23 protein-coding genes and 5 tRNA genes are annotated in these 25,863 nt (G+C 73.3%); 14 read left to right on the forward strand and 14 right to left on the reverse strand.

The window, feature by feature from the left end:
* The first annotated feature begins 46 nt into the window (after positions 1-46).
* Positions 47-595: a dihydrofolate reductase family protein gene (locus JD79_RS18755; RefSeq protein WP_110006746.1), complete on the forward strand. Its 549-nt coding sequence runs from the start codon at positions 47-49 to the stop codon at positions 593-595.
* A gap of 342 nt (positions 596-937) precedes the next feature.
* Here the strand turns inward: JD79_RS18755 and JD79_RS18760 are convergent.
* From JD79_RS18760 to JD79_RS18775, 4 genes are all read right to left on the reverse strand, one after another.
* Positions 938-1,009 (reverse strand) — tRNA-Val (locus tag JD79_RS18760).
* 26 nt (positions 1,010-1,035) lie between these two features.
* Complete coding sequence (locus tag JD79_RS18765) at positions 1,036-1,509, reverse strand: TIGR02611 family protein (protein WP_245900217.1); 474 nt, start codon at positions 1,507-1,509, stop codon at positions 1,036-1,038.
* 14 nt (positions 1,510-1,523) lie between these two features.
* Positions 1,524-2,420: an anti-sigma factor domain-containing protein gene (locus JD79_RS18770; protein ID WP_110006747.1), complete on the reverse strand. Its 897-nt coding sequence runs from the start codon at positions 2,418-2,420 to the stop codon at positions 1,524-1,526.
* Positions 2,417-3,067: a sigma-70 family RNA polymerase sigma factor gene (locus JD79_RS18775; RefSeq protein ID WP_245900218.1), complete on the reverse strand. Its 651-nt coding sequence runs from the start codon at positions 3,065-3,067 to the stop codon at positions 2,417-2,419. The genes JD79_RS18770 and JD79_RS18775 overlap by 4 nt, the downstream gene beginning before the upstream one ends.
* A gap of 192 nt (positions 3,068-3,259) precedes the next feature.
* Between JD79_RS18775 and JD79_RS18780 the strand changes: the two genes are divergently transcribed.
* The 4 genes from JD79_RS18780 (at position 3,260) to JD79_RS18795 (ending at position 4,110) form a co-directional block, all read left to right on the forward strand.
* Positions 3,260-3,709, forward strand: coding sequence for an SsgA family sporulation/cell division regulator (locus JD79_RS18780; RefSeq protein WP_110006749.1), 450 nt, complete (start codon positions 3,260-3,262; stop codon positions 3,707-3,709).
* Between the two features lie 93 nt (positions 3,710-3,802).
* A tRNA-Gly gene (locus JD79_RS18785) sits at positions 3,803-3,875 on the forward strand.
* Between the two features lie 43 nt (positions 3,876-3,918).
* A tRNA-Cys gene (locus tag JD79_RS18790) sits at positions 3,919-3,989 on the forward strand.
* A 49-nt stretch (positions 3,990-4,038) separates the two neighbouring features.
* Positions 4,039-4,110, forward strand: a tRNA-Val gene (locus JD79_RS18795).
* A gap of 65 nt (positions 4,111-4,175) precedes the next feature.
* Here the strand turns inward: JD79_RS18795 and JD79_RS18800 are convergent.
* Together JD79_RS18800 and coaE are read right to left on the reverse strand one after the other, a co-directional pair.
* Positions 4,176-5,258 carry a GNAT family N-acetyltransferase gene (locus tag JD79_RS18800; RefSeq protein ID WP_146220488.1) on the reverse strand — a complete coding sequence of 361 codons (1,083 nt, stop codon included), beginning with the start codon at positions 5,256-5,258 and terminating at the stop codon, positions 4,176-4,178.
* A gap of 203 nt (positions 5,259-5,461) precedes the next feature.
* Complete coding sequence (coaE, locus tag JD79_RS18805) at positions 5,462-6,085, reverse strand: dephospho-CoA kinase (protein ID WP_110006751.1); 624 nt, start codon at positions 6,083-6,085, stop codon at positions 5,462-5,464.
* A 159-nt stretch (positions 6,086-6,244) separates the two neighbouring features.
* On the opposite strand from coaE, the gene JD79_RS18810 reads away from it, so the two are divergent.
* The gene (locus JD79_RS18810; protein ID WP_110006752.1) at positions 6,245-6,511 is read left to right on the forward strand and encodes a hypothetical protein; all 267 of its coding nucleotides are present in this window, start codon (positions 6,245-6,247) and stop codon (positions 6,509-6,511) included.
* 168 nt (positions 6,512-6,679) lie between these two features.
* Here the strand turns inward: JD79_RS18810 and rpsA are convergent, their stop codons facing one another.
* Positions 6,680-8,143 (reverse strand): 30S ribosomal protein S1, encoded by a 1,464-nt coding sequence (gene rpsA, locus JD79_RS18815; RefSeq protein ID WP_110006753.1) that lies wholly within the window; start codon positions 8,141-8,143, stop codon positions 6,680-6,682.
* Between the two features lie 215 nt (positions 8,144-8,358).
* Here rpsA and JD79_RS18820 point away from each other — a divergent pair, with 215 nt between their 5' ends.
* Complete coding sequence (locus JD79_RS18820; protein ID WP_110006754.1) at positions 8,359-9,210, forward strand: class I SAM-dependent methyltransferase; 852 nt, start codon at positions 8,359-8,361, stop codon at positions 9,208-9,210.
* A gap of 3 nt (positions 9,211-9,213) precedes the next feature.
* On the opposite strand, the gene polA is transcribed toward JD79_RS18820, so the two are convergent.
* Positions 9,214-11,952 carry a DNA polymerase I gene (gene polA / locus JD79_RS18825; protein WP_110006755.1) on the reverse strand — a complete coding sequence of 913 codons (2,739 nt, stop codon included), beginning with the start codon at positions 11,950-11,952 and terminating at the stop codon, positions 9,214-9,216.
* An 81-nt stretch (positions 11,953-12,033) separates the two neighbouring features.
* On the opposite strand from polA, the gene JD79_RS18830 reads away from it, so the two are divergent.
* Positions 12,034-12,438: a PaaI family thioesterase gene (locus tag JD79_RS18830; protein ID WP_110007869.1), complete on the forward strand. Its 405-nt coding sequence runs from the start codon at positions 12,034-12,036 to the stop codon at positions 12,436-12,438.
* Between the two features lie 118 nt (positions 12,439-12,556).
* Here the strand turns inward: JD79_RS18830 and JD79_RS18835 are convergent, their stop codons facing one another.
* A complete protein-coding gene (locus JD79_RS18835) occupies positions 12,557-13,186 on the reverse strand; it encodes a GNAT family N-acetyltransferase (RefSeq protein WP_170149268.1) in 630 nt (209 codons plus the stop codon).
* Positions 13,187-13,476: 290 nt separating this feature from the next.
* Here JD79_RS18835 and JD79_RS18840 point away from each other — a divergent pair, with 290 nt between their 5' ends.
* Genes JD79_RS18840 through JD79_RS18855 form a run of 4 tightly spaced genes read left to right on the forward strand, consistent with a single transcriptional unit; the run spans position 13,477 to position 17,619 of the window.
* Positions 13,477-14,730, forward strand: coding sequence for a branched-chain amino acid ABC transporter permease (locus JD79_RS18840; RefSeq protein WP_110006757.1), 1,254 nt, complete (start codon positions 13,477-13,479; stop codon positions 14,728-14,730).
* Positions 14,731-14,733: 3 nt separating this feature from the next.
* On the forward strand, positions 14,734-15,732 hold the full coding sequence (locus JD79_RS18845; protein WP_110006758.1) for a branched-chain amino acid ABC transporter permease: 999 nt from the start codon (positions 14,734-14,736) through the stop codon (positions 15,730-15,732).
* Entirely contained in the window at positions 15,722-16,765 is a 1,044-nt protein-coding gene (locus JD79_RS18850; RefSeq protein ID WP_110006759.1) for an ABC transporter ATP-binding protein, read from the forward strand. The genes JD79_RS18845 and JD79_RS18850 overlap by 11 nt, the downstream gene beginning before the upstream one ends.
* Positions 16,762-17,619: an ABC transporter ATP-binding protein gene (locus tag JD79_RS18855; protein WP_211308056.1), complete on the forward strand. Its 858-nt coding sequence runs from the start codon at positions 16,762-16,764 to the stop codon at positions 17,617-17,619. Before JD79_RS18850 ends, JD79_RS18855 begins: the two co-directional genes overlap by 4 nt.
* A 313-nt stretch (positions 17,620-17,932) precedes the next feature.
* On the opposite strand, the gene JD79_RS18860 is transcribed toward JD79_RS18855, so the two are convergent.
* Both JD79_RS18860 and JD79_RS18865 read right to left on the reverse strand, forming a co-directional pair.
* The gene (locus tag JD79_RS18860) at positions 17,933-19,276 is read right to left on the reverse strand and encodes an ABC transporter substrate-binding protein (RefSeq protein ID WP_110006760.1); all 1,344 of its coding nucleotides are present in this window, start codon (positions 19,274-19,276) and stop codon (positions 17,933-17,935) included.
* Between the two features lie 150 nt (positions 19,277-19,426).
* Positions 19,427-20,041, reverse strand: a complete 615-nt coding sequence (locus tag JD79_RS18865) for an ANTAR domain-containing response regulator (RefSeq protein ID WP_110006761.1) — start codon at positions 20,039-20,041, stop codon at positions 19,427-19,429.
* 76 nt (positions 20,042-20,117) lie between these two features.
* On the opposite strand from JD79_RS18865, the gene JD79_RS18870 reads away from it, so the two are divergent.
* Positions 20,118-20,191 (forward strand) — tRNA-Leu (locus tag JD79_RS18870).
* 191 nt (positions 20,192-20,382) lie between these two features.
* Complete coding sequence (locus JD79_RS18875; protein ID WP_245900219.1) at positions 20,383-22,005, forward strand: aminotransferase class V-fold PLP-dependent enzyme; 1,623 nt, start codon at positions 20,383-20,385, stop codon at positions 22,003-22,005.
* Here the strand turns inward: JD79_RS18875 and JD79_RS18880 are convergent.
* The 3 genes from JD79_RS18880 to JD79_RS18890 form a co-directional block, all read right to left on the reverse strand.
* Complete coding sequence (locus JD79_RS18880; protein ID WP_245900220.1) at positions 21,983-22,858, reverse strand: acyl-CoA thioesterase; 876 nt, start codon at positions 22,856-22,858, stop codon at positions 21,983-21,985. The genes JD79_RS18875 and JD79_RS18880 overlap by 23 nt on opposite strands.
* The gene (gene pyk / locus JD79_RS18885; protein WP_110006762.1) at positions 22,855-24,270 is read right to left on the reverse strand and encodes a pyruvate kinase; all 1,416 of its coding nucleotides are present in this window, start codon (positions 24,268-24,270) and stop codon (positions 22,855-22,857) included. The genes JD79_RS18880 and pyk overlap by 4 nt, the downstream gene beginning before the upstream one ends.
* 101 nt (positions 24,271-24,371) lie before the next feature.
* Complete coding sequence (locus JD79_RS18890; RefSeq protein ID WP_110006763.1) at positions 24,372-25,859, reverse strand: glutamate synthase subunit beta; 1,488 nt, start codon at positions 25,857-25,859, stop codon at positions 24,372-24,374.
* Between the last annotated feature and the right edge of the window lie 4 nt (positions 25,860-25,863).

Here is a 25,863-nt window from a genome sequence, read left to right on the forward strand (position 1 = left end):
GACCGACCGGCCGACAGCGGCCGACCGACCTCGCGAGGAGACAGACATGGGCGTCATCCGGGTGCACGAGTTCACCACCGTCGACGGCGTCGTCGACGCACCGATGTGGACGGTGGACTACGGCTTCCCCGACGACCTGGCGACGTCCATCGGCGCGCTGACCGCGCCGGCCACGGGCATCCTGCTGGGGCGCACCACCTTCGAGATGTTCGCCCCGGCGTGGTCGACGCGGACCGAGGAGGAGGACCCGGGCGCGCCGTTCTTCAACGACACGACCAAGTACGTCGTCTCCTCCACCCTGACCGACGCCGAGGGCGTGTGGCGGAACTCGACGGCCCTCGGCGGCTACGACGCCGACCGCATCCGCGAGCTCAAGGCCGACCACGACCTCTACGTCAGCGGCAGCGCCACCCTCGTCCGCGGGCTCGTCGACGACGGCCTGGTCGACGAGCTGCACCTCTACGTCTACCCGGTGGCCGTCGGCTCGGGCATCCGGCTGTTCCCGGAGGGCCGGCCGCAGACCAAGCTGTCCCTGGTCGGCGTCGAGGCGCTGAGCAACGGCGTGGCGCACCTGACCTACGGCCCCGCCGCCTGACGACGGCAGCCCCCTCACGGCAGCCCCCTCACAACAGAGGCCCGGGTCCCCTCGCGGGACCCGGGCCTCTCGCGCGGGGTGGGCCCGTCGACGACTCCCGGGCCCGGCGCAGGTCACGGCCGCATGGCCGGGTTCGTCACTCGATGACGACCTCGCTCGACGGCGGAGCCGGAGCCGCCGGACCCGACGCGCCGCCGCACGTCGTGCGGTCCGCGCGCGAGCGGCCGGCCGCCGAGGAGGTCGTCCACGCCCGCCACCGGACCCGCTGGGCCGCGCCACGACCCCGGACACCAGGAAGGGCCAGGCTCCCCCGTCTCCGGGGTGACCTGGCCCTTCCCGCGGTGGGCGATACTGGGTTCGAACCAGTGACCTCTTCGGTGTGAACGAAGCGCTCTACCACTGAGCCAATCGCCCGCTGCGCCGTCCATGATGCCAGACGGTCACCGCCACAGCGGCACCCACCCCGGCACCCAGTCCGGCACGCCCATCACGTGCAGCACGACCACCAGGACGCCGTAGACGAAGGCCGCCGTCAGCGCGGCGATGCCCAGCCGCACCCAGACCGGCTGGCGGCCGAGCCAGTCGGTCCATGCCTTGACGTTGCGCTTGGTGTACTCCAGCAGCCGCTCGGCCCAGGTGAACTCGCTGGCGAGCACGAACAGGCCGGCGATGACGGTGAGCCAGCCGGGGCCGGGCAGCGGGATGGTGACCAGGCCGACGGCCACGATCAGCCCGCCGATGATGCCCACGCAGACGCGGTAGGCGTGGTCGAGCGAGCGGCGGGCGCCCAGGCGGCGGCGCCAGCCGGTGTCGGCGATGCGCTCGCGCAGGCTGTGGTGGCCGTCGCTCGCGTACTGCTCCCGCCGCTCCTCCGCGGTCGGTCGTGCCCGCCGCTCCCGCGGGAGCGGGGGCACCGTGTCCTGTCCGCTCAGCTGGTCACCTGCCCGCTCGCCACCACGTCCGTCGGTTCCGACGGCATCTGACGACCGGGCTCGATGCTGATCGCGTACCCCACGTAACCGTCCAGCCCGGTCGAGGCGGAGCCTACGGTCCGGAGGTCCGTTTGTGGGGAGACGACGTCGAAGGTGCCGAGCGCCACGGGCGAGTCGTCGACCATCCCCCACACCACGTACACGCTGTCGCTGTCGTCGTTGACCTGCAGCCCGTGGGTGACGACCTCCAGCTGCGCCTCGCGGGCGACGACGGTGGCCACCTGCTCACCGTCGCCGTCGCGGTAGACGGGCGCGATCGTCGCCCGGCCCGGCTGCAGCACCGAGTCGAGGACCTGGGCCTGCTCGGCGGCGGCCGCCTGCGCGTCGTCGCGGGCGGAGCTGAGCACGACGTTCCAGGTGCCCAGCGCCAGGATCGCGGCCACGGCGGCGGCGACGAGGGCGTTGGGCAGCACCCGCCGCCACGCGGTGGGCGCGGGCGGGACGGGCGCCGCGGCCGGCGGCTCGTATCCCGGGAAGCCCGTCGCCGCGGGGGCGTCGGTGCGGCGGCGCCCGCCGGACGCGGCGGTGGCGCCGGACGGCCGGGCAGGGGGGACGTCGGCCGGGAGGTCGGCGCCGGCCGGGGGCGGCAGCTGCTCGGTCTGCTCGACGGCGGCACGCAGCCGGTCGCGCAGCCCCTCGCTCGGCTCGGCCTGCGGCAGGTCGCCGGCCAGCGCGGACATCACCTCGGAGGTCTCGGCGACGGTCCGGGCGCAGCGGGGGCAGCTGGGCAGATGGGCGCCGAAGAGCGTCTCGTCCTCCGGCTCGAGCGCGTGCAGCGCCCAGCCGACGGCGAGCTCGTCGTAGGGCTCGTGATCGTCGTCGCGCGGGTTCACCGGGCTCCTCCGTCGACCGCGGCGGGGCCGCTGAGCGCGCCGCCGGCGGTGCCTCCGGCCACGGCACCGAGCTCCTCCTTGAGCCGGCGCATCCCGGCGAGCATGCGGGTCTTGACCGTGCCGAGCGGCGCGCGGGTCAGGGCGGCGACCTCGCGCTGGGTGTAGCCGCCGTAGTAGGCCAGGGTCAGCGCCTCGCGCTGGGCGTCGGGCAGCGTGCCGAGCGCGGCGCGCACCCGCTCGGCCACCAGCCGGGTCCAGGCGTCGTCCTCGACGTCACGGGCGCTCGTGGGCGCGCTGAGGGCGAGGTCGTCCTCGGCGCGGGCCTGGCGGCGGCGGTGGGACTCCTCGCGGCGGACGGCGTCCACGGCCTTGTGGTGCACCATCGCCATCAGCCAGGAGGCGAAGCTGCCGCGGCCACCGTCGTAGGCGTGCGGATCGCGCCAGACGGTGAGGAAGACGTCCTGGACGACGTCCTCGGCGAGGGTGTCGTCGGCGAGGATCCGGCGGGCCAGCGCGAAGGCGGGCCGCCGGAAGCGGTCGTAGAGGTCGTCGACGGCACCCCGCTCGCCGGCGCGCACGCGGGCGACCAGGTCCGCGTCGCCGGGGTCGCCCTCCGGACGTCGTGCCGGACGCGTCACGGCTCCCATCGTCACACGTACCGTTCGCCACAGGGAGGCGTCACGGTTCACCACGCCGGGTAGTGCCTCCCCTCGAGGGAGCCGGACAGGTCGAGACGACGTCCACCGGCGGCCCTCGTCCGCACGGGCGACACGCCCGGAGACCGGTCGGCGCAACATCCGGCCGTTCCGGTCGTTCTACCGATCATGGAACGAGGCGACATGGCACACCGCTCCTCCCCCGGGTACACCGTCCCCACGACGCTGTACCTGGTCGGCCCGACCTCCTGGACCGAGGTGCCCGCCGTCCTCTCCTACGCGGTGTCCGACCCGTTCGCGGTGCGGATCGGCTTCGGCGACGCCGACGAGCCCGTCGACGACGGCATCACCTGGTTGCTGGGCCGCGAGCTGCTCGCCGCGGGGCTCGAGCGGCCGGCCGGCGACGGCGACGTGCGGGTCTGGCCGGCCCGCACCAGTGGCGACGTCCTCTACCTGCACCTGCGCGCACCCTCGGGCGAGGCGCTCTTCGAGCTGTCCCGCGCCACCGTCGCCGCCTTCCTGCAGCGGACCGAGGAGCTCGTGCCCTCCGGGCAGGAGACGGCGGCCCTCGACGTCGACGACGCGCTGGCCGCACTCCTCTCCGGCGGCGGCGCCGACCCCGGGACGCGCTGACCCCGCGGGGGGACCCCCCGTGAAAGCCCCTGTGGTGGTCGGGTATCGTTCTCCCTGCACGACAGCGACACGGCAGGACAGCAGCACAGCAACGCGGACGTGGCTCAGTTGGTAGAGCATCACCTTGCCAAGGTGAGGGTCGCGGGTTCGAATCCCGTCGTCCGCTCGGGACCTCGGGCGCTGGTCGCGAGACCGGCGCCCGTGTGTGCGGTGGAGTGGCCGAGAGGCGAGGCAACGGCCTGCAAAGCCGTCTACACGGGTTCAAATCCCGTCTCCACCTCGCCTCCTCGCCGAGCGCGGTGGAGCGGGCCGGTCGACTGACCGGACTCGGGCGATTGGCTCAGTGGTAGAGCGCTACCTTGACACGGTAGAGGTCACTGGTTCGAACCCAGTATCGCCCACCGGCACGCAGAGCCCCGGACCCCCGCGGTCCGGGGCTCTCGTCGTCCTGCGGAGACGTCGCCCCTCACGCCGCCGGGGGCGGATCGTCACCAGGGTGGGTCGGGGTCCCGCTCACCGGCCTCCTCCTGCCGGCGCTCGCGCGACAGGACCGAGCCGGGAGACCCGGACCGAGCCGGAGGACCCTCCGGACACCGTTGACGAGCCGCCGGTGGCGTCGCACGATCTGCCGCCACGCGAGTGCCGCGCCCACTGCTCGGCCGTGGCTCCCACGGATGACACCTCCCGGCACCAACTGGACACGGTAGGAGGTGTGCTGCACGTTGGCGGCCCTCAACTTGTACGGCTGCATACCGCGGAGGAAGTCGATCTGGGCTGCTCCCGCCTTCGCTGCACGGACCCTGCTCTGACTCTCGAGGTAGGTGCCCACCCCGAAGGGCGCGACGTCGGCGTGGTAGGAGGCGTAGTAGGTGGCCACCGTCGAGGGAGCGACCAGGTCGAGTTGATAGGCGACGAGGCGGCCGTCGACGCGGACGCCTGACAACCACCGCGACGACGAGGGTGCCGCGGACAGGAAGTCCCGGAGCAGCGCGCCGGAAGGACCCCTCCAGGGATGGGTGCGACGCTTCGCCTGGGGATGGCCGGCGTCGACCGCGGCGCACTCGTCAGCCAGCGAGAGCACCTCGGCTCGCGTGGGCACCCGCGAGAGCAGGTCGGCGAGCACCTCGACCTCGCCCAGCGACTCGAGCAGTCGCAGGGTCCGATGACCGTGACGGCGCATGCTCCTCGTCTTGGGCGGTACGGGTACGCCTCTCTCGACCTGGAAGACCTCCTGCATGCTCTCCGACTGCCGCCGGCAGTGGACGCTCAGCCCCCGCCGGCGCCCCCAGTCCTGCAGGAGAGGGAGGACCGGGTCCGCGTCGGAGACCTGTTCGAGGTCCAGGAGGCTCCCCGGCACCACCGCACGTGCGGCGTCGAGCAGCGCGTCGAGGATCCGTGGCTGGTCCTGCGGTGAGTCGGGATCCACGAGGATCGTGCCGTAGTCGCTGGGACCTGCGCCGAGGAAGGACAGGATCGACAGGCCACACCGGCGCCGGACGGTGAGGGCGAGCAGGCCGACGAGGTCACCCTCGTCTCGAGCTGTGATCACCAGCGGCCACCCCCGCCCCGTGTGCCGGTGAGCCGACCAGGCCCAGGCCGGTGTGGCGAACACCGCCCCCGCACGGGCGGCCAGCCCCTCCCACTCGCGCGTGAGGAGGGTCCACTCCCCCGTGGGGCCGTCGGCGGGTGCGAGGACCTCCACCTTCAACGGAGAGCGAGGACGCCCACTGTCGGCTCGAGCGCTCGTCGCGGTCATGCGTGGACGTCACCGCCACCCGGACGCTGGGCCCGTCTCGCCACGTGCGTGTCCCAGAACCGGTCCACCTGGGCGGCGAGGTCCTCGGGGGTGCCGCTGTTGTCCAGGACGACGTCGGCCACGGCCCGCCGCTGCGAGTCGGTGGCCTGCGCGGCGATGCGGGCCCGGGCGTCCTGCTCGGACAGCCCGCGCAGCCCGAGGCGGGCCACCCGGGTCTCCAGGTCGGCCTCGACGACCAGCACGAGGTCGTGCGCGCCGGCCTGCCCGGTCTCCACCAGCAGCGGCACGTCCTGCACGACGACGGCGTCGTCCGGCGCCGCGCCGATGACCTCCTGTGCCCGGGCCCGCACCAGCGGGTGGACGATGCCGTCCAGCCGCGCCCGCGCGTCGGGGTCGGCGAAGACGATCCCCGCCAGCGCCGGGCGGTCCAGCGCTCCTTCGGCGGTCAGCACACCGGGGCCGAACACCTCGACGACGGCCGCCAGCCCCGGGGTGCCCGGCTCGACCACCTCCCGGGCGATCCGGTCGGCGTCGACCACCAGCGCTCCACGGGCGGCCAGCAGCGCCGCCACCGTGCTCTTCCCCGACCCGATCCCGCCGGTCAACCCGATGCGCAGCACGTACGGACGGTAACGAGCGCGCGGGCGGCGGTCACAGAGGGGTAACACCTGCCCGTCGAACACGGCGCGTCGCTCCAGTCACACCCGTCACTCCTCTTAACGTCCGCCTCGTCGGTTCCCCACGGAGGGGGACGCAGCCGAGAGAGGCAGGCACTGACGATGTCGCAGTCCCGTACCGCCGTCGCGACGGTCCCCGCCGGTTCCTCCGCAGCGGGGCGGCACCGGGTGGAGCGTGCCGGCGGCATCCGGGTGGCCGACCTGCCTGCCGTCCGGGAGCGTCGCGCGCTGCAGGCCGCCGCGCCCGCGCGCCGCAGCTTCCTGCGCTGGCTGCTCGACGCCGCCCCGGCCGGCCGGCACACCTGGCAGGCGCTCGCTGCCGCCGGTGGCCGCCCGCGCTCGGCGTTCGCGATCATCCTGAGCCTCTGAGCGGGGCCCCGCGGGGCCACCACAGACCGGGTGCCCGCCCGGACGGGGACGGCGGGCGGGCACCCCTGCTCCCGTGCCTCCGGCCGGGTGCACGCACGACAGAGGCCCAGGACCTCGCGGGTCCTGGGCCTCTGTCGTCGATCAGACCGTCAGCCGACGGTCAGCGGGTCACTCCCCGCCGGCGAGCTTCGCGCGCAGCGCGGCGAGCGCCTCGTCGCTGGCCAGCGTGCCGCCCGTGGCGGCCTCGGGGCCGGCCTCGGCACCGGAGGTGTAGTTGCCCCCGGCAGCAGCCTCGGCGTCGGCCTCGCGGGCCGCGGCGATCTGCTTGCGGTGCGCCTCGAAGCGGGCCTGGGCCTCGGCGTACTGCCGCTCCCAGGTCTCGCGGGCCTCCTCGTAACCCTCGAGCCACTCGCCGGTGTCGGGGTCGAAGCCCTCGGGGTAGATGTAGTTGCCCTGCTCGTCGTAGGACGCGGCCATGCCGTAGGCGGCGGGGTCGAACTGCTCCTCGTCGCCGATGACGCCCTCGTTGGCCTGCTTGAGCGACAGCGAGATGCGGCGCCGGTCGAGGTCGATGTCGATGACCTTGACGAGGATCTCGTCGCCGACCTGCACGACCTGCTCCGGGATCTCCACGTGGCGCTCGGCCAGCTCGGAGATGTGGACCAGGCCCTCGATGCCCTCGTCGACCCGGACGAACGCACCGAAGGGCACCAGCTTGGTGACCTTGCCCGGCACGACCTGGCCGATCTGGTGGGTGCGGGCGAACTGACGCCACGGGTCCTCCTGCGTCGCCTTCAGCGACAGGGAGACCCGCTCGCGGTCGAGGTCGACGTCGAGGACCTCGACGGTGACCTCCTGGCCCACCTCGACGACCTCGGAGGGGTGGTCGATGTGCTTCCAGGACAGCTCGGAGACGTGCACGAGGCCGTCCACGCCGCCAAGGTCGACGAACGCGCCGAAGTTGACGATCGAGGAGACGACGCCGGTGCGCACCTGGCCGCGGGCGAGCTTGTTGAGGAACTCGCTGCGGACCTCGGACTGCGTCTGCTCCAGCCACTGCCGGCGGGAGAGGACGACGTTGTTGCGGTTCTTGTCGAGCTCGATGATCTTCGCCTCGAGCTCGCGGCCCACGTAGGGCTGCAGGTCGCGGACGCGGCGCATCTCGACCAGCGAGGCGGGGAGGAACCCGCGCAGGCCGATGTCGAGGATGAGACCGCCCTTGACGACCTCGATGACGGTGCCGGTGACGACCTCGTCGGCTTCCTTCTTGGCCTCGATCGTGCCCCAGGCGCGCTCGTACTGGGCGCGCTTCTTGGACAGGATCAGCCGGCCCTCCTTGTCCTCCTTCTGGAGGACGAGGGCTTCCACCTCGTCGCCGACCTTGACGACCTCGTTGGGGTCGACGTCGTGCTTGATGGACAGCTCACGCGAGGGGATGACGCCCTCGGTCTTGTAGCCGATGTCCAGCAGCACCTCGTCCCGGTCGACCTTGACGATGACGCCTTCGACGATGTCGCCGTCGTTGAAGTACTTGATCGTCTGGTCGATCGCGGCGAGGAAGTCCTCGGCGGTGCCGATGTCGTTCACCGCGATCTGGGGGGTGCTGTCAGGACGGACCTGGGTGGAGGTCATGTGGTCGAGTGCTCCGGACGGGGGGTGCGTAGGGACGGGGGTACCGCGGCCGGGTGACCGCGGGAGCGGGGAGAGCCGGCGCGCGCCGATCCCCTGCGGGGACAGCACTGACAGACCTCTGGCGCACCCCCCATGGTACGGACGCGCGCGCACCCGGGTCCACCTGGGTGGGCGACCTCTGCCGGGCCCGCACGGCGTGTCACGCTGGGCGTGTCATGACCCCGCTGCCCGAGCTCCCCCTCGGCCCCGACGGCTACCCCGCCGCCGGTGGCGTCGAGCGCCGGCCGGCCGGGTCGGCGGAGTCCGCCCGCGCCAACCGCGGCTGGTGGGACGCCGCCGCACCGGCCTACCTCGCCGAGCACGGCGAGGACCTGGGCGACGTCGACTTCCTGTGGTGCCCGGAGGGGCTGCGCGAGGCCGACGCCTCCCTGCTCGGCGACGTCGCCGGCCGCCGGGTGCTCGAGGTCGGCTGCGGATCGGCGCCGTGCGCGCGGTGGCTGCGCCGGGCCGGTGCCGACGTCGTGGCGCTGGACCTCTCCGGCGGGATGCTGGCCCGGGCCGCGGAGCTCAACCGGTCCACCGGCGTCGCGGTCCCGCTGCTGCAGGCCGACGTCGGCGCGCTGCCGCTGGCCGACGCGTCCGTCGACGTCGTGTGCTCGGCGTTCGGCGGGCTGCCGTTCGTGGCCGACGTCGAGGGGGCGCTGGCGGAGGTGGCGCGGGTGCTGCGCCCGGGTGGGCGGTTCGCCGCGTCGGTCAACCACCCGTTCCGCTGGCCGCTGCCGGACTCCCCCGACCCCGGGGACCTGCGGGTCGTCTCGTCCTACTTCGACCGGCGGCCGTACGTGGAGACCGACGGCGAGGGGCGGACGGTCTACGTCGAGCACCACCGCACGGTCGGCGACTGGGTGCGGGCCGTCGTCGGCGCGGGCCTCGTCCTCGACGACCTGGTCGAGCCGGAGTGGACGCCGGGCCGGACGCAGGAGTGGGGCCAGTGGTCCCCCGCCCGCGGCGCGCTGGTCCCCGGGACGCTGGTCCTGGTCGCGCACCGACCCTCGACCTCGACCTGACGGTCAGTGCGCGGCGGCGTCCCAGCTGGCGCCCAGGCCGACGGACACCTCGAGCGGCACCGACAGCTGGGCGGCGCCGGCCATCTCGCGGCGGACGACGGTCTCCAGCGCCTCCCGCTCCCCCGGCGCCACCTCGAACACGAGCTCGTCGTGCACCTGCAGGAGCATCCGCGAGCGCAGCCCCTCGGCGGTGATCGCCCGCTCGACGCCGAGCATGGCGACCTTGATGACGTCGGCCGCCGAGCCCTGGATCGGGGCGTTGAGCGCCATCCGCTCGGCCATCTGCCGCCGCTGCCCGTTGTCGCTGGTCAGGTCGGGCAGGTAGCGGCGGCGGCCCAGCGTCGTCTCGGTGTAGCCGGTCTGCCGGGCGTCGTCGACGACGCCGTCGAGGTACTCGCGGATCCCGCCGAAGCGCTCGAAGTAGGCGTGCATCTGCTCGCGCGCCTCCTCGGTGGAGATGCGCAGCTGCGCCGCGAGGCCGTAGGCCGACAGCCCGTACGCCAGGCCGTAGCTCATCGCCTTGATCCGGCGCCGCATCTCCGGGTCCACCTGGTCGATGGGGATGTCGTAGGCGCGCGAGGCGACGAAGGAGTGCAGGTCCTCGCCGGAGGTGAACGCCTCGATCAGGCCGGCGTCCTCGGACAGGTGCGCCATGATCCGCATCTCGATCTGGCTGTAGTCCGCCGTCATCAGCGACTCGAACCCGGGGCCGACGACGAACGCCTGCCGGATGCGGCGGCCCTCGGCGGTGCGGATCGGGATGTTCTGCAGGTTCGGGTCGATCGAGGACAGCCGGCCGGTGGCGGCGATCGTCTGCTGGAACGTCGTGTGGATGCGGCCGGCGTCGTCGACCATCGGGATCAGCCCGTCGATGACCGTGCGCAGCCGGGTGACGTCGCGGTGGCGCAGCAGGTGCTCGAGGAAGGGGTGCCCGGTCGAGGCCAGCAGGCCGGTCAGCGCCTCGGCGTCGGTGGTGTACCCGCTCTTGATCTTCTTGGTCTTGGGCAGGCCCAGCTCGTCGAAGAGCACCGCCTGCAGCTGCTTGGGCGAGCCGAGGTTGATCTCCTTGCCGATGACGGCGTAGGCCTCGGCGGCCGCGGCGGCCACGCCCTCGGCGAACTCCCGCTGCAGCTCGTGCAGCAGGTCGGTGTCGACGGCGATGCCGGTGCGCTCCATGCCGGCGAGCACGCGCGTGAGCGGCAGCTCGATCTCGCCGAGTAGGTGGTCGCCGCCGCGCTGGCCGAGCACCTGCTCCAGCGCGTCGGAGAGGTCGTTGACCGCGACGGCCTTGAGGACGTCGGCGTGCGCGGCCTCGGCGGCGAGGTCGGCCTCGCTCGGCCCCAGCCCGTCGAGGGTCATCTGCCCCTCGGGCTCCGCGGCGTCCCGGAGCTCGCGCTTGAGGTAGCGCACCGAGAGGTCGCCGAGGTCGAAGGACCGCTGCCCCGGCGTCGCCAGGTAGGCCGCCAGCGCGGTGTCGCTGACCAGTCCCTGCAGGTCCCAGCCGCGCGCCCAGACCGCGAGCAGCGGGCCCTTGACGTCGTGGGCGACCTTCTCGGTGGCCGGGTCGGCGAGCCAGGCGGCCAGCGCCTGCTCGTCGGCGACGTCGAGGTCCGGGCCGAGGTCGACGAAGACGGAGTGGTCGTCGGCGGCGGCCAGCGCCAGCCCGGTCAGCTCTCCGGTGCCCCGGCCCCAGGTGCCGCGGAAGACCAGGCCGGTCCGGCCGGTGCGGGCGTGCGCGTCGAGCCACGCGGACAGCCCGCCGGCGGGGACGTCGTCGGCGGTGACGTCGAAGCCGCCCTCGACCTCGGGCTCGGCGCTGGTCAGCGTGGCGAACAGCCGGTCGCGCAGGACGCGGAACTGCAGGTTGTCGAAGAGGGTGTGCACCTCGTTGCGGTCCCACGCGCGGACGGCGAGGTCCTGCGGGCCCAGCTCGAGGGCGACGGACCGGTCGAGCTCGGTGAGCCGCCGGTTCTGCAGCACCGAGGACAGGTGCTCGCGCAGCTTCTCCCCGACCTTGCCCTTGACGGTGTCCACCCGGTCGACCAGCTCGTCGAGGGAGCCGTACTCGCGGACCCACTTGGCCGCGGTCTTCTCCCCCACGCTCGGGATGCTGGGGAGGTTGTCGCTCGGGTCGCCCCGCAGCGCGGCGAAGTCGGGGTACTGCCGCGGCGTCAGGCCGTACTTCGCCTCGACCTCCTCCGGTGTGAACCGGGTCAGGTCGGAGACGCCCTTGCGCGGGTACAGCACGGTCACGTGCTCGTCCACGAGCTGCAGGGCGTCGCGGTCGCCGGTGCAGATGAGCACGTCCATGCCCTGCTCGACGGCCTGCACGGTGAGCGTGGCGATGACGTCGTCGGCCTCGTAGCCCGGCGCGGTGATCACCGGGACGTGCAGCGCGGCGAGCACCTCCTGGATGAGGCTGACCTGCCCGCGGAAGTCGGTGGGGCTCTCGCTGCGGTTGGCCTTGTACTCGGCGTAGATCTCGCTGCGGAAGGTCTGCCGGCCCACGTCGAAGGCCACGGCCAGGTGGGTGGGCTGCTCGTCGCGCAGCACGTTGATCAGCATCGACGTGAAGCCGTAGACGGCGTTGGTCGGCTGTCCCGTCGTCGTGGAGAAGTTCTCCACCGGGAGCGCGAAGAAGGCCCGGTAGGCCAGGGAGTGCCCGTCGAGCAGCAGCAGCCGCGGGCGCGTGGCCGGGCTGGTGGGGGCGGCGGACTCGGGAGTGGTGACCGGAGCGGACATCGCCGCCGATCCTAGGTCCGGGGGACGACCGTCCGAGGTCCGGCAGGCGAGGGCGCCGCGGCGCTGGCTACCGTGCCGGGCGTGACCTCCGCTCCCCCGGACTGGCTGCCCCCGAGCGCGGCGAGCCCGCTCGACGACAAGCTGGGCATCACGATCGTCGACTACGACCCGCAACGGCTCGTGGCGACGATGCCGGTGGAGGGCAACCAGCAGCCCTTCGGCCTCCTGCACGGCGGGGCGACCTGCTCGCTGGTGGAGACGATCGGCTCGTGGGCGGCGATGCTCAACGCCGGACCGGGCAGGAAGGCCGTGGGCGTGGAGCTCAACGCCAGCTACCTGCGTGCGGCCACGTCCGGCACGGTCACCGCCGTCTGCACGCCCGCGCGCACCGGGCGCACCCTGTCGACGTTCCTCGTCGAGGTCACCGACGACCGCGGGCGCACGACCGCCACGGCCCGTCTGACCTGCGCGATCCTCCCCGCCTAGCGAAAGGACCTGCTGCCCCCCACCGCTCGCACGCTCGCGGCGGGCCCCTGCAGCGAGGCCGGACCACCGGAACCCCACCGCTCGCACGCTCGCGGCGGGGCCCTGCAGCGAGGCCGGACTACCGGATGCCCACCGCGGGCAGGACCGGCGGCACCGGGCGCCGGCGGGTCAGCGGGCGGCGGGGCACCGGGACGCCGCCGCGCTGCCAGGCGGCCAGCGACCGCACGAGGGTCTCGCGCGGCACGATCCGGCGGGTCGTCAGCGGCGCGAAGCCCATCCGCGCGAAGAACCGCTGGCGCTCGGCCTCGTGCCCGCCGACCGCCGCGACGACGTGCTCGGCGCCGACCTCCCCGGCGTAGGAGGCCGAGGCCGCGAGCAGCGCGGCGCCGGTCCCGCGACGGCGGTGCTCGCGGTGCACGACGAGGTTGTCCACGGTGACCTGCGGGACGCCGAGCACCGCGGAGAGCGGGTCCAGGCCCAGCACGGCCAGGCCGACGACGACCTCCCCCGCGCTCGACGCCGTCGCCGCGTTGGCGCCGGGCAGGACGGCGAGCACGACGCGGTGCGCGGGGTCGGCCAGCAGCCGGCGGAAACCCGCCGCGGCGGCCGCACCCGGCGTCTGACCGGTGAGGACGCCCTCCGCGTGCGCCTCGGCACGGTGCTGGCGCACCAGCGTGAGGACGGCGGACAGGTCGTCGGGTCGCGCCGTGCGCGTGACGACGCGGGACCGCTGGCCGGTACCTGACACGGGAGCCCTCCCCTGGGACGGTGCCGCAGAGCCTGCACCCCGCGCACCCGGCCGCCACGCCGACGCGCCGGTCCTGGGACGGGAGTGATCACTCCGACGGGTGGGTCGGCGCGTCGCTCTTCGGTCACAGTGCGGCGACGAGGGAACGGGGACGCAACACGCCTGGGTTACCGTCACGCCTCCACTGCCACGACCAGGGAGGTTGTGTGAGGCACCCGTCAGCCACTGCGGGGCGACCCGAGCCGCTCCGGAGCGCGATCCGCCCGGGCCCCGGGGCCGCCCTCCGCGGGGTGCTGCTGCGGCTCGTCCTCGTCCTCGTCGCCGCCACCGGGCTCGCCCTGCTCGTCCCCGGCGTCGCGAGCGCCGAGGGGGAGACGATCGTCGGCACGCTGCAGACCAGCCGCAGCGGCCCGATCGAGGGCATCGAGGTCACGGTGGCCACCGCCGACGGCGACGAGGTCGACAGCGTCGAGACCGACGAGGACGGGAAGTTCGCCGTCGAGGTCCCCGGTGCCGGCCAGTACACCGTCAGCATCGACGCCGACTCGCTCCCCGAGGGCGTCGTCATCACCGGCGAGGACAGCCGCACCGTCACCGTCGACCCGGGCCGCCGCCAGCCGGTGCAGTTCGGCCTCAACGACGGCACCCAGGGCGCGGGCAGCGGCAACATCGAGGCCATCCAGCTGTTCGTCGACGGCCTGCGCTTCGGTCTGCTGATCGCGATCTCCGCCGTCGGCCTGTCGCTGATCTTCGGCACCACCGGCCTCACCAACTTCGCCCACGGCGAGCTGGTCACCATCGGCGCCCTGTTCGCCTGGTGGGTCAACACCGGCCTGGGGGTCCCGATCATCCCCGCCGCGATCATCGCCATGATCGGCGGCGCGGCGTTCGGCGCGCTCAACGAACTGGGCCTGTGGCGGCCGCTGCGCCGCCGCGGCACCGGCCTGGTCGCGGCACTGGTCGTCTCGATCGGCCTGTCGCTGCTGCTGCGCTACCTGATCCAGATCGTCTACGGCGGGTTCTCCAACCCCTACTCGGGCCTGGGCACCTCGCGCGCGGTCGACTACGGCGTGTTCCGGCTGACCAACCAGGCACTGATCTCGATCGTCATCTCGGTCGTCGTCCTGGTGCTCGTGGCGGTCATGCTGCAGCGCACCAAGATCGGCAAGGCCATGCGGGCGGTGTCGGACAACCGCGACCTCGCCGCCTCCTCGGGCATCAACGTCAACCGCGTCATCCTCGTCGTCTGGATGATGGGCGGCGCCCTGGCCGCGCTCGGTGGCGTCCTGCTCGGCCTGTCCGACCAGGTCCGCTGGGACATGGGCTTCCAGCTGCTGCTGCTCATGTTCGCCGGGGTCACCCTCGGTGGCCTGGGCACCGCCTACGGCGCGCTCGTCGGCAGCGTCATCGTCGGCGTGTTCGTGCAGATGTCGACGCTGGTCATCCCGAACGACGTCAAGTACGTCGGCGGGCTGCTGCTCCTCATCGTCATCCTCGTCATCCGGCCCCAGGGGATCCTGGGCAGCCGCGCACGGATCGGCTGACCCATGGGCGACCTCCTCAACGCGCTCGCCGTCGCCGGCAAGTCGGCGCTCGGCTTCCAGGCGGTGTTCTTCGCACTGCTGGCCATCGGCCTGAACGTGCACTTCGGGTACACCGGCCTGCTCAACTTCGGCCAGATCGCCTTCGCCATGCTCGGTGGCTTCGGCATCGCCATCTCGGTGACCCAGTGGGGCTGGAACTTCTGGGTCGGGGTCGTCGTCGGCATCGTCGCGGCCGTCGTCCTCGCCCTGCTGCTCGGCCTGCCGACGCTGCGGCTGCGGGCGGACTACCTGGCGATCGCGACCATCGCGACGGCGGAGGGGCTACGACTGCTCTTCCGGTCGGTGTCGGCCAGCCCGGTCACCGGTGGCACCCGCGGCCTGGCCGCCTTCAACGGCTCGTTCATCTCGCTGGCGCCGTGGGACACCAGCCGGCGCTACGCCGTCCTCGGCACCCGCTGGAGCGGCGGCGAGCTGTGGGTCGCGCTGGTGGGCTGGTTGCTCGTGGCCCTGCTGTGTCTGCTGGTGTGGCTGCTCATGCGCAGCCCCTGGGGCCGCGTCCTCAAGGCGATCCGCGAGGACGAGGACGCCGTGCGCGCGCTGGGCAAGAACGTCTACCTCTACAAGATGCAGGCGCTCGTGCTGGGCGGCGTGATGGGCGCCCTCGGTGGCATGGTGTACGTGGTGGCCACCGGCGCGGCGAACCCCGACCAGTTCCAGAACGCCAACACCTTCCTGGCCTACACCGTGCTCATCCTGGGCGGTGCCGCACGGGTGCTCGGCCCGGTCATCGGCGCGGTCATCCTGCTGTTCGTGGTCCAGTTCGCCGACACGGGGCTGCGGGCACTCATCGGCAACGGCGTCATCCCGGAGGGACTGCTCTCGGCCACCGACGTGGCGCAGATCCGGTTCGTCCTGGTGGGGCTGGGCCTGATGCTGCTGCTCGTCTTCCGCCCGCAGGGCATCTTCGGCGACCGACGAGAGGTGATGCTCGATGCCCGCTGAGAACCAGCCCACGGGCGCCCACGCGGCGTCCCTCGACAAGGGCGCGCAGACCGCCGGCACGGGCACCCGCCCCGGCGGCGGCGCTCCGCAGCGACTGGCGCAGGCCGCGCTGCGGGACCTCCCCTGGGAGGTCGGCGTCGCCAAGCCCGACCCGGCGATCGTCGTCGAGAACGTCACCCGCACCTTCGGTGGCCTCACCGCGGTGTCGGTGGACCACCTCGAGGTGCAGCGCGGCGGGATCACCGGCCTGATCGGGCCCAACGGCGCCGGCAAGACGACGCTGTTCAACCTGCTCACCGGCTTCGACCAGCCCAACACCGGCACCTGGAGCTTCAACGGCAAGCCGCTGGGCAAGCTGGCGCCGCACCAGGTGGCCCGCCTCGGCGTCGTCCGGACCTTCCAGCTCACCAAGGCGCTGTCCCGGCTCACCGTCCTGCAGAACATGCTGCTGGGCGCGCAGGGCCAGCGCGGCGAGAGCTTCCTGCGGGCGCTGGTGCCGGGCACCTGGCGCGGCCAGGAGAGGGAGAACACCGACAAGGCGATGGACCTGCTGCGGCGGTTCAAGCTCGACGCCAAGAAGGACGAGTTCGCCGGCACCCTCTCCGGCGGCCAGCGCAAGCTGCTGGAGATGGCCCGGGCGCTCATGAGCGACCCGCAGGTGGTCATGCTCGACGAGCCGATGGCCGGGGTGAACCCGGCGCTGACGCAGAGCCTGCTCGGGCACGTCAAGGACCTCCGCGAGGAGGGCATGACGGTGATCTTCGTCGAGCACGACATGGACGTCGTCCGCGACATCAGCGACTGGGTGGTCGTCATGGCGGCCGGCCGCGTCATCGCGGAGGGTCCGCCGGAGTCCATCAGCCAGAACCAGGCCGTCGTCGACGCCTACCTCGGCGCGCACCACGACGCGCCGCTGACCGTCGAGGAGGAGGACCAGGTCCTCGCCCAGGCGGAGGCGGCGATCGCGCAGGAGGAGCACGGCGGCGGCGAGGTGCTGGGGAGCGACAGCACGACCGGGAGGACCGAGCGATGAGCGAGCCGCTGTTCGAGGTCGACGAGTCCGGCGAGGACGTCACCCGCGCCGCCGAGGCCTCCTCCGGCACCGCGGCGCTCTCGCCGGCGGAGAAGGCCGCCACCCGCGAGGAGCACCTGCGCCTGGCCGAGGGGGCGCTGGTGCGCGCCGACGACCTGGTCGCCGGCTACGTCCCGGGCGTGAACATCCTGCGGGGGTGTGACTTCTACCTGCAGGAGGGCGAGCTCGTCGGCATCATCGGCCCGAACGGGGCCGGCAAGTCGACGCTGCTCAAGACGCTGTTCGGGTTGATCCCGGTGCGCTCGGGCTCGGTGCGGCTGCGCGGTGAGGACATCACCTCCGCGCCCGCCCACCGGCTGGTGTCCCTGGGCGTCGGCTACGTCCCGCAGAACAACAACGTGTTCCCCTCGCTCACCATCGAGGAGAACATGCAGATGGGCGTCTACCTGCGGTCGAAGACCTTCAAGGAGCGCTTCGACTACGTCGTCGACCTGTTCCCGCTGCTCGGTGAGCGGCGCAAGGGCAAGGCCGGCTCGCTGTCCGGCGGTGAGCGGCAGATGGTCGCGATGGGCCGGGCGCTGATGATGGACCCGTCGGTGCTCCTGCTCGACGAGCCGTCGGCCGGCCTCTCGCCGGCGTACCAGGACGAGGTGTTCATCCGCTGCCGGCGGATCAACGCCACCGGTGTCTCGATCATCATGGTCGAGCAGAACGCGCGTCGCTGCCTGCAGATCTGCGACCGCGGCTACGTGCTCGACCAGGGCCGCAACGCCTACACCGACACCGGCCGGTCGCTCATGACCGACCCGAAGGTGATCGAGTTGTACCTGGGGACCCTCGCCAAGGCGCAGTGACCACCTGAGCACCACCGGCCGAGGCCGGCGTCCCCACGGGGCGCCGGCCTCCGTCGTTCCCGGGCGTCCCCACGGGGGCCGGCGGTACGTGCGGAGCCGGTCCGGCTCCTGCGGTGTCGCGGGTGTCCCCGCGGCGCTGCAGCACCGCAGGAGCGAGGGGGACACCGCAGGAGCGAGACCGACCCCGCGGGAGCGGCCGGCGGATGAGCGGCCGGACCGGGACCGACGACAGCGGCCCGGCACCCCGCGAGGGGTACCGGGCCGCTGCCGGAGGGGACGTTGCAGGCGCCGTGTCACCACGGCGCCTCGGCACTCAGCGCTGCGGGCCGATGCCGTTCTCGTTCAGGCCCTGGATGATCCGCGAGGACTCCTCGAACCCGATGACGACGATGCCGTCGGGGTTGAGGTCCACCATCTGCTGGACCTCGGAGTCGAAGTTCGCGGCGTTCGGGTCGTAGGTGATGCTCACGACCTGGTCCTCGGCCAGACCACCGGCGAGCAGGTTCTCGACGGTGTTCTCGGCAAGCCCGGTGCCGTAGGGGTCGTTGCGGGCGAGGATGCCGACGGTGTTGTTGCCGTCCTCGGCGAGCAGGTCGGCCAGGGCGCGGGCCTGCAGGACGTCCGGCGGGGCGGTGCGGAAGTACAGACCGTTGTCGTTGTAGGTCGTGAACTGGTCCGACGTGTTGGCCGGGCTGATCTGCATGACACCGGCACCGGTGATGCGGTCGATCACGTTGAGGCTCACGCCCGAGGACGCTGCACCGACGATCGCGTTGACGCCGGCCTGCAGCAGGCGGTCGACGGTCTGCGTCGCGGTGTCGGTCGTGGCGTCGCCCGAGTCACCCTCCTCGAGGCGGACGTCCTGACCGAGGACGCCACCGGCGGCGTTGATCTCCTGGACCGCCAGCTTGGCGCCGGCGACCTCCGGGGGGCCGAGGAAGGCGAGGTCACCGGTCAGCGGCAGCAGCGTGCCGATGACGAGCGGCTCGGGGCTGGTGGTGCCGGGGGCCGCGGGGGCCGGACCCTCGTCGGTGGTGGCGTTGGCCTCGTCGCCCGCGAGGACGAACTGGGTCAGCGAGTCGTCGATCGTGTTGTCGTCGCCGAACTGCTGGATGCCGAAGCTCGCGGCGGCCGGCTCACCGGCGTCCACGAAGGCCAGCGGGCCGCTGACGCCGTCGTAGTCGGGGTTGCCCCCGGCGTTGACGATGTCGAGGCAGGCCTGCAGTGCGTCACACTTCTCGCCGCCGGTGGTGACGCCGTTGACGTAGGCCTTGAAGACGTTGGCGTCGTTGGTACCGGCCAGCTGCGCGGCCAGCGCGGTGATCACGACGGCGTCGTAGGTCTCACCGGCGTAGTTGAACGTGTTCCCCAGGTTCGGGTCGACCGCCAGCAGCCGCTCGGTGAAGTCACCGGCCAGCTCGGTGAGCGGCAGCGTGCCCTTCATGCCGGCCAGGGCACCCTGCTCCTCGAAGTCCTCCCCGAGGGTGGAGCCCATGTTGCCGTCGGTGCCGTAGATGTTGACCTGCTTCTCGCCGCCACCCGCGGCGGCGTCGCCGCCCGAGCCGCTGCCGCTGTCGTCGCCGCCACCGCAGGCGGTGAGGGCGACGAGCGCGGCGGAGGTGACGGCGATGCTGCGGGCGTAGGTACGCGTGCGCATCCAGCAACTCCCAGTTGTCGTACGTCGGTCCGGCGGGCTCCGGGCGTGCCGGGGCCCCGTCAGTCCGCAGAACGTAACTGCTGGGTCCGGGGATGGATGCGGGTCGTGGGAGACCGTGATGGGGTCGTGACCTGGCCTGTTCCGCCTGGGTTACGCGTTCCCCCGGGAGGGTGCACCCTCCGCAGGAGCCCCGTCCGAGGCCAGGATCCTCTCCGCGAGGGCCTTCATCGACGTCCGGTCGTTCATGGCGGTGCGCTGGATCCAGCGGAACGCCTCGGCCTCGGTCATCCCCTGCTCGGCCATGAGCCGGCCCTTGGCCTTCTCGACCACCTTGCGGGCCTCGAGGCGCTCCTCGAGCGTCCGGACCTCGCCGTCGAGGGCGGCCATCTCGGTGAAGCGCGCGCGGGCGACCTCGATCGCCGGCACGAGGTCGTTCTTGCTGAACGGCTTGACCAGGTAGGCCATGGCGCCGGCGTCGCGGGCCCGCTCGACCAGCTCGCGCTGGCTGAAGGCGGTGAGCACGATGACCGGGGCGATGCGGGCGGAGGCGATCTGCTCGGCGGCGGCCAGCCCGTCGAGGACCGGCATCTGGATGTCGAGGATGACCAGGTCGGGCGTCAGCTCGCGCGCGCGGTCGACGGCGGCCTGCCCGTCCCCCGCCTCGGCGACGACGACGTACCCCTCCTCCTCCAGCATCTCCTTGAGGTCGAGGCGGATCAGTGCCTCGTCCTCGGCGATGAGGACCCGGGTCGGCTCGCTGCTCACGCGCAGGAGCCTAGCGACGACGGCTGGGAGTGGCTGCCCGGCTACGCTGGCCGGGCCGTGACCTCGGTCGCGGCGGGCCCCCGTACCCCAATCGGCAGAGGGAGCGGATTCAAAACCCGCGCAGTGTGCGTTCGAGTCGCACCGGGGGCACCGTGTTCTTGGTCGTCCTACCGGACGACACCGCGACCAGGTGCCGTCCCGGCCTGCACTGAGCCGTCACCGGCCCTCGTCGCGGAGGCCTCCGGCCCCCACTCCTCGGACCGCCTCGCAGGGCGGCTCACCGGGTCGTCGTCCCGAGTGGCCGCGTCGGCACCCGGTCGCCACCGCATACGGTGATCGGCGTGAGCGAGCCCGTGCCCCACATGACACCCGAGCAGTTCCGGCAGCACGGTCACGAGGTGGTCGACTGGATCGCCGACTACTGGTCGCGCATCGAGTCCTTCCCCGTCCGCTCGCGGGTCTCCCCCGGCGACGTCCGCGCCGCGCTGCCGCCGTCGGCGCCCGAGCGGGGCGAGCCCTTCTCGGCCGTCCTCGCCGACCTCGAGCGGGTCGTGCTGCCGGGCGTCACCCACTGGCAGCACCCGGGGTTCCTCGCCTACTTCCCCGCCAACACCTCCGGCCCGTCGGTGCTCGGCGACCTCCTCTCGGCCGGCCTCGGCGTCCAGGGCATGTCCTGGGTGACCAGCCCGGCGGCCACCGAGCTCGAGCAGCACGTCATGGACTGGCTGGCCGAGCTGCTCGGGCTGCCGGCGGCCTTCCGCTCCACCGGGACCGGCGGCGGGGTCGTGCAGGACTCGAGCTCCGGGGCCAACCTGGTCGCGCTGCTGGCGGCCCTGCACCGGGCCAGCGGCGGGGCCACCGTCCGGCACGGGGTGCTGCCGGAGGAGTACACGGTCTACGTCTCCTCGGAGACGCACTCCTCGATGGAGAAGGCCGTGCGGATCGCCGGGCTCGGCACCGACGCCGTCCGGATCGTCGAGGTCGACGGCGACCTCGCCATGCGCCCCGCCGCGCTGGCGGCCCGGCTGGAGCGCGACACCGCCCGCGGGTACCGGCCGGTGCTCGTCTGCGCCACGGTCGGGACGACGTCGACCACGGCGATCGACCCGCTCGCCGAGATCGGGCCGATCTGCCAGAGGTACGGCGCCTGGCTGCACGTGGACGCCGCCTACGCCGGCGTCAGCGCCGTCGCCCCGGAGCTGCGGGCCCTGCAGGCCGGCGTCGAGGAGGCCGACAGCTACACCACCGACGCGCACAAGTGGCTGCTCACCGGGTTCGACGCGACGTTGTTCTGGGTGGCCGACCGCGCGGCGCTGACCGGGGCGCTGGCGATCCTGCCCGAGTACCTGCGCAACGCCGCGACCGACGCCGGATCCGTCGTCGACTACCGGGACTGGCAGGTCGAGCTCGGCCGCCGCTTCCGCGCGCTGAAGCTGTGGGCGGTGGTGCGCTGGTACGGCGCCGAGGGGCTGCGCGCGCACGTCCGCTCCGGGGTCGCGCTGGCACAGGAGCTCGCCGGCTGGGCCGCCGCCGACGACCGCTTCGACGTCGCCACGCCGCACCCGCTGTCGCTGGTGTGCCTGAAGCCCCGGTGGCCGGCCGACGTGGACGCCGACGTCGCCACCATGACCCTGCTCGAGCGGCTCAACGACGGCGGCGAGGTCTACCTCACCCACACCGCCGTGGGCGGCTCGGTGGTCCTGCGGGTGGCCGTCGGCGCGCCGACGACGACCCGGGTGCACGTCGAGCGGGCCTGGGCGCTGCTGTGCGAGGGCCACGACTGGCTGGCGGCCGACTTCGCCGAGCAGGCCGCCGAGCGGGCGCGGGCCGAGGCCGAGCGCAAGGACGCCGAGCGCCGGGCGGCCGAGGAGGAGGCCGCGCGCCGCCACGCCCGCGAGCAGGAGGCCGCCGGCGCCGGGACCGACCCGGAGGCGGTGGCGGCTACTCCCCCAGTGACCGGATGAGCCCCTCCTGGGCCACCGTGGCCACGTGCCGGCCGTCGGCGGTCCAGATGCTGCCGAAGCACAGCGCGCGGCCCTCGGAGGCGGCCGGGCTGTCGGTCTCGTAGAGGAACCACTCGTCGGCGCGGACCGGCGCGTGGAACCAGATGGCGTGGTCGAGGCTGGCACCGACGTAGCGCCCGCCCCACCCGCCGCCGACCCGTGCCAGACCGGCCGACAGCAGCGTCAGGTCGCTGACGAAGGTGAGCGCCGCGGCGTGCACGCCGGCGTCGTCGGGGAGCCTCCCGGCCACCCGGAACCACGCGTGCGACTGGGTGTGCGGCGGGGACTTCGGATCGGGGGCGAAGGGGTTCACCAGCGGCCGCTGCTCCACCGCCCGGCTGATCTCCAGGGCCGGGGCGGCCAGCTCGCCGTACCCCGCGGCGTGGTCGGCCAGTGTGCGCAGCTCGTCGGGGCCGGGCACCTCCGGCATCGGCCGGGCGTGGGTGACGACGGCCGGCTCGCCGGCGTGGAAGTCCGCCGTCAGCGCGAAGACGGCGACGTCCTCACCGCGGCGCTGCTGGCAGGCGATGACCCGGCGGGTGGAGAAGGACCGGCCGTCGCGGATCCGCTCGACGGTGTAGCGCAGCTCCTCGTTCGGGTCGCCGGGCCGCAGGAAGTACGAGTGCAGCGAGTGCACGCCGCGGCCGCCGGGCACCGTGCGCGCCGCCGCCATGAGCGCCTGCCCGGCCACCTGGCCGCCGAAGATGCGCTGCAGCCTGGTGGTGGGGGTCTGCCCGACGAAGACGCCCGGCGAGCGCTCCTCGAGGTCCAGGACACCCATCAGCGCGGCGGCCTGGGTCTCCCCCGCGGTCACGAGTCCGTGCCGACTTCGTGCACCCGGATGAGGTTCGTCGAGCCGACCGTGTTCGGCGGGCTGCCGGCGACGACGACGACGCGGTCGCCGACCTTGAGCCGGCCGATCGACAGCAGCGAGAAGTCCACCTGCTCGACCATGTCGTCGGTGTGCTCCACCGAGGGCACGAGGAAGGTCTCCACGCCCCACGACAGCGCCAGCAGGCTGCGCACCCGGCCGTCGACGGTGAAGGCCAGCAGCGGCTGGCGGGGGTGCAGCGCGGCCAGGCGGCGGGCGGTCTCGCCGGTCTGGGTGAACGTGCACAGCGCCTTGACCTCGAGCGCCTCGCCGATGTCCTTGGCGGCGCGCACGATGGCGCCCGAACGGGAGCGGGAGCGGCGGTTGAGGTCCGGCACCCGCACGTCGTCGCTCTCGACGGCGTCGATGATCCGCTCCATCGTGCGCACCGCCGCGATCGGGAAGCGGCCGACCGAGGTCTCGCCCGACAGCATCACCGCGTCGGCGCCGTCGAGGACGGCGTTGGCGACGTCGGAGGCCTCGGCGCGGGTGGGCCGGGAGTTGGTGATCATCGACTCGAGCATCTGGGTGGCCACGATGACCGGCTTGTTGCGCTCGCGGGCGGCCTGGACGGCGCGCTTCTGCACCAGCGGGACCTGCTCGAGCGGCAGCTCCACGCCGAGGTCGCCGCGGGCCACCATCACGCCGTCGAAGGCCTCCACGATGGCCTCGAGGTTGGCCACCGCCTCGGGCTTCTCCAGCTTGGCGATCACCGGGACGAAGACGTCCTCCTGCCGCATGATGTCGCGGACCAGCTCGACGTCGGCCGGCGAGCGGACGAACGACAGCGCGATGAAGTCGACCGACAGGTGCAGGGCGAAGCGGAGGTCCTCCTCGTCCTTCTCCGACAGGGCGGGGACGCTGACGGCGACGCCGGGCAGCGACAGGCCCTTGTTGTTGGAGACCTCGCCGCCCTCGACGACCAGGCACCACACGTCGGGGCCGTCGACGGCGACCACCGACAGGGCGAGCTTGCCGTCGTCGACCAGCAGCCGGTCGCCGACGCGGGCGTCGTTGGCCAGGCCCTTGTAGGTGGTGGAGACCCGCTCGGCGGTGCCCGGCACGTCCTCGACGGTGACGCAGACCCGGCTGCCGGTGGCCCAGTGGACCGGGCCGTCGGCGAAGGTGCCGAGCCGGATCTTGGGCCCCTGCAGGTCGGCCAGGACGGCGACGGCGTGCCCGGTGGTGTCGGAGGCCTTGCGCACGTTGCGGTAGGCGGCCTCGTGGTCGGCGTGCGCCCCGTGGCTGAAGTTGAGCCTGGCCACGTCCATCCCCGACTCGACCAGGGCGGTGATCTGCTCGAGGGAGCTGGTGGCCGGGCCGAGGGTGCAGACAATCTTCGCGCGGCGGGACATGGGGAGAACGCTAGTGGGCTGCCCACCGCCGCACGGACAGGGGCCGGGCCCCGCGGGTGTCGCGGGGCCCGGCCCCCGGCCGGTCGGAGTGGTCGCGCCCGTTACCGGAGGGCGACCGCCGTCGGCGTGACCGGGCGCGGCAGCATCGAGCTGCCGGTCAGGTACGTGTCGACGGCGCCGGCGGCCGCGCGGCCCTCGGCGATGGCCCACACGATCAGCGACTGGCCGCGGCCGGCGTCCCCGGCCACGAACACCCCGGGCACGGAGGACATGAACTCGTCGTCGCGGGCGACGTTGCCGCGCCCGTCGACGTCGACGCCGAGCGCCTCGACCAGGCCCTCGCGCTGCACGCCGGTGAAGCCCATCGCCAGCAGCACCAGCTGGGCGGGGAGCTCGCGCTCGGTGCCCTCGATCTTCTGGAACCGGCCGTCGACCCGCTCGACCTCGTGGACGACCAGCGCGCGCACGCGGCCCTCGTCGTCGCCGAGGAAGCGCTCGGTGTTGACCGAGTAGAGCCGCTCGCCGCCCTCCTCGTGGGCCGAGGACACCCGCATCACCATCGGGTAGGTGGGCCAGGGGTTGCCCTCGGCCCGCTTGTCCGGCGGCGCCGGCATGATCTCCAGCTGCGTGACCGAGCGGGCGCCCTGGCGGTGCGAGGTGCCCAGGCAGTCCGCGCCGGTGTCGCCGCCGCCGATGATGACGACGTCCTTGCCCCGGGCGGTGATCGGCGGGTCGTCGAGCTCGCCGAGCGCCTGCCGGTTGCCGAAGGGCAGGAACTCCATGGCGAGGTGGATGCCGTCGAGCTCCCGTCCGGGGGCGGGCAGGTCGCGGCCGACGGTCGCGCCCGCGGCGATCACGACGGCGTCGTACTCGCCGCGCAGCTGCTCGGCCGACAGGTCGCCCTCGCCGGAGCCGCCGACCTCGACGCCGGTGACGAAGCGGGTGCCCTCGGCGCGCATCTGGTCCAGCCGCCGGTCGAGGACGGCCTTCTCCATCTTGAACTCGGGGATGCCGTAGCGGAGCAGCCCGCCGACCCGGTCGGCCCGCTCGAAGACGGTCACGTCGTGCCCGGCGCGGGTGAGCTGCTGGGCGGCGGCCAGGCCGGCCGGGCCGGACCCGACGACGGCGACCTTGCGGCCGGTGCGCTCGGCCGGCGTCTGCGGCTCGACGTAGCCGTGCTCGAAGGCCTGGTCGATGATCTCCCACTCGATCTGCTTGATCGTGACCGGGGAGTCCTGCAGGTTCAGCACGCACGCGCCCTCGCACGGCGCGGGACACAGCTTCCCGGTGAACTCCGGGAAGTTGTTGGTGGCGTGCAGCCGCTCGATGGCGTCGCGCCAGTCGTCGCGGCGGGCGAGGTCGTTCCACTCCGGGATCAGGTTGCCCAGCGGGCAGCCGTGGTGGCAGAAGGGGATGCCGCAGTCCATGCACCGCGCGGCCTGCTGGCGCAGCGCGGCGACCGGGTAGACGCCGTCCTCACCGTTCTGCCGGGTGAGGTAGACGTCCTTCCAGTCCAGGATCCGGACGTCGACCGGCCGCCGGGGCGGCAGGGCCCGCTCGTACTTCAGGAACCCCGTGGAGTCAGCCACGTGC

It is taken from the genome of Geodermatophilus normandii (assembly GCF_003182485.1).
Classification (GTDB): Bacteria; Actinomycetota; Actinomycetes; order Mycobacteriales; family Geodermatophilaceae; genus Geodermatophilus; species Geodermatophilus normandii.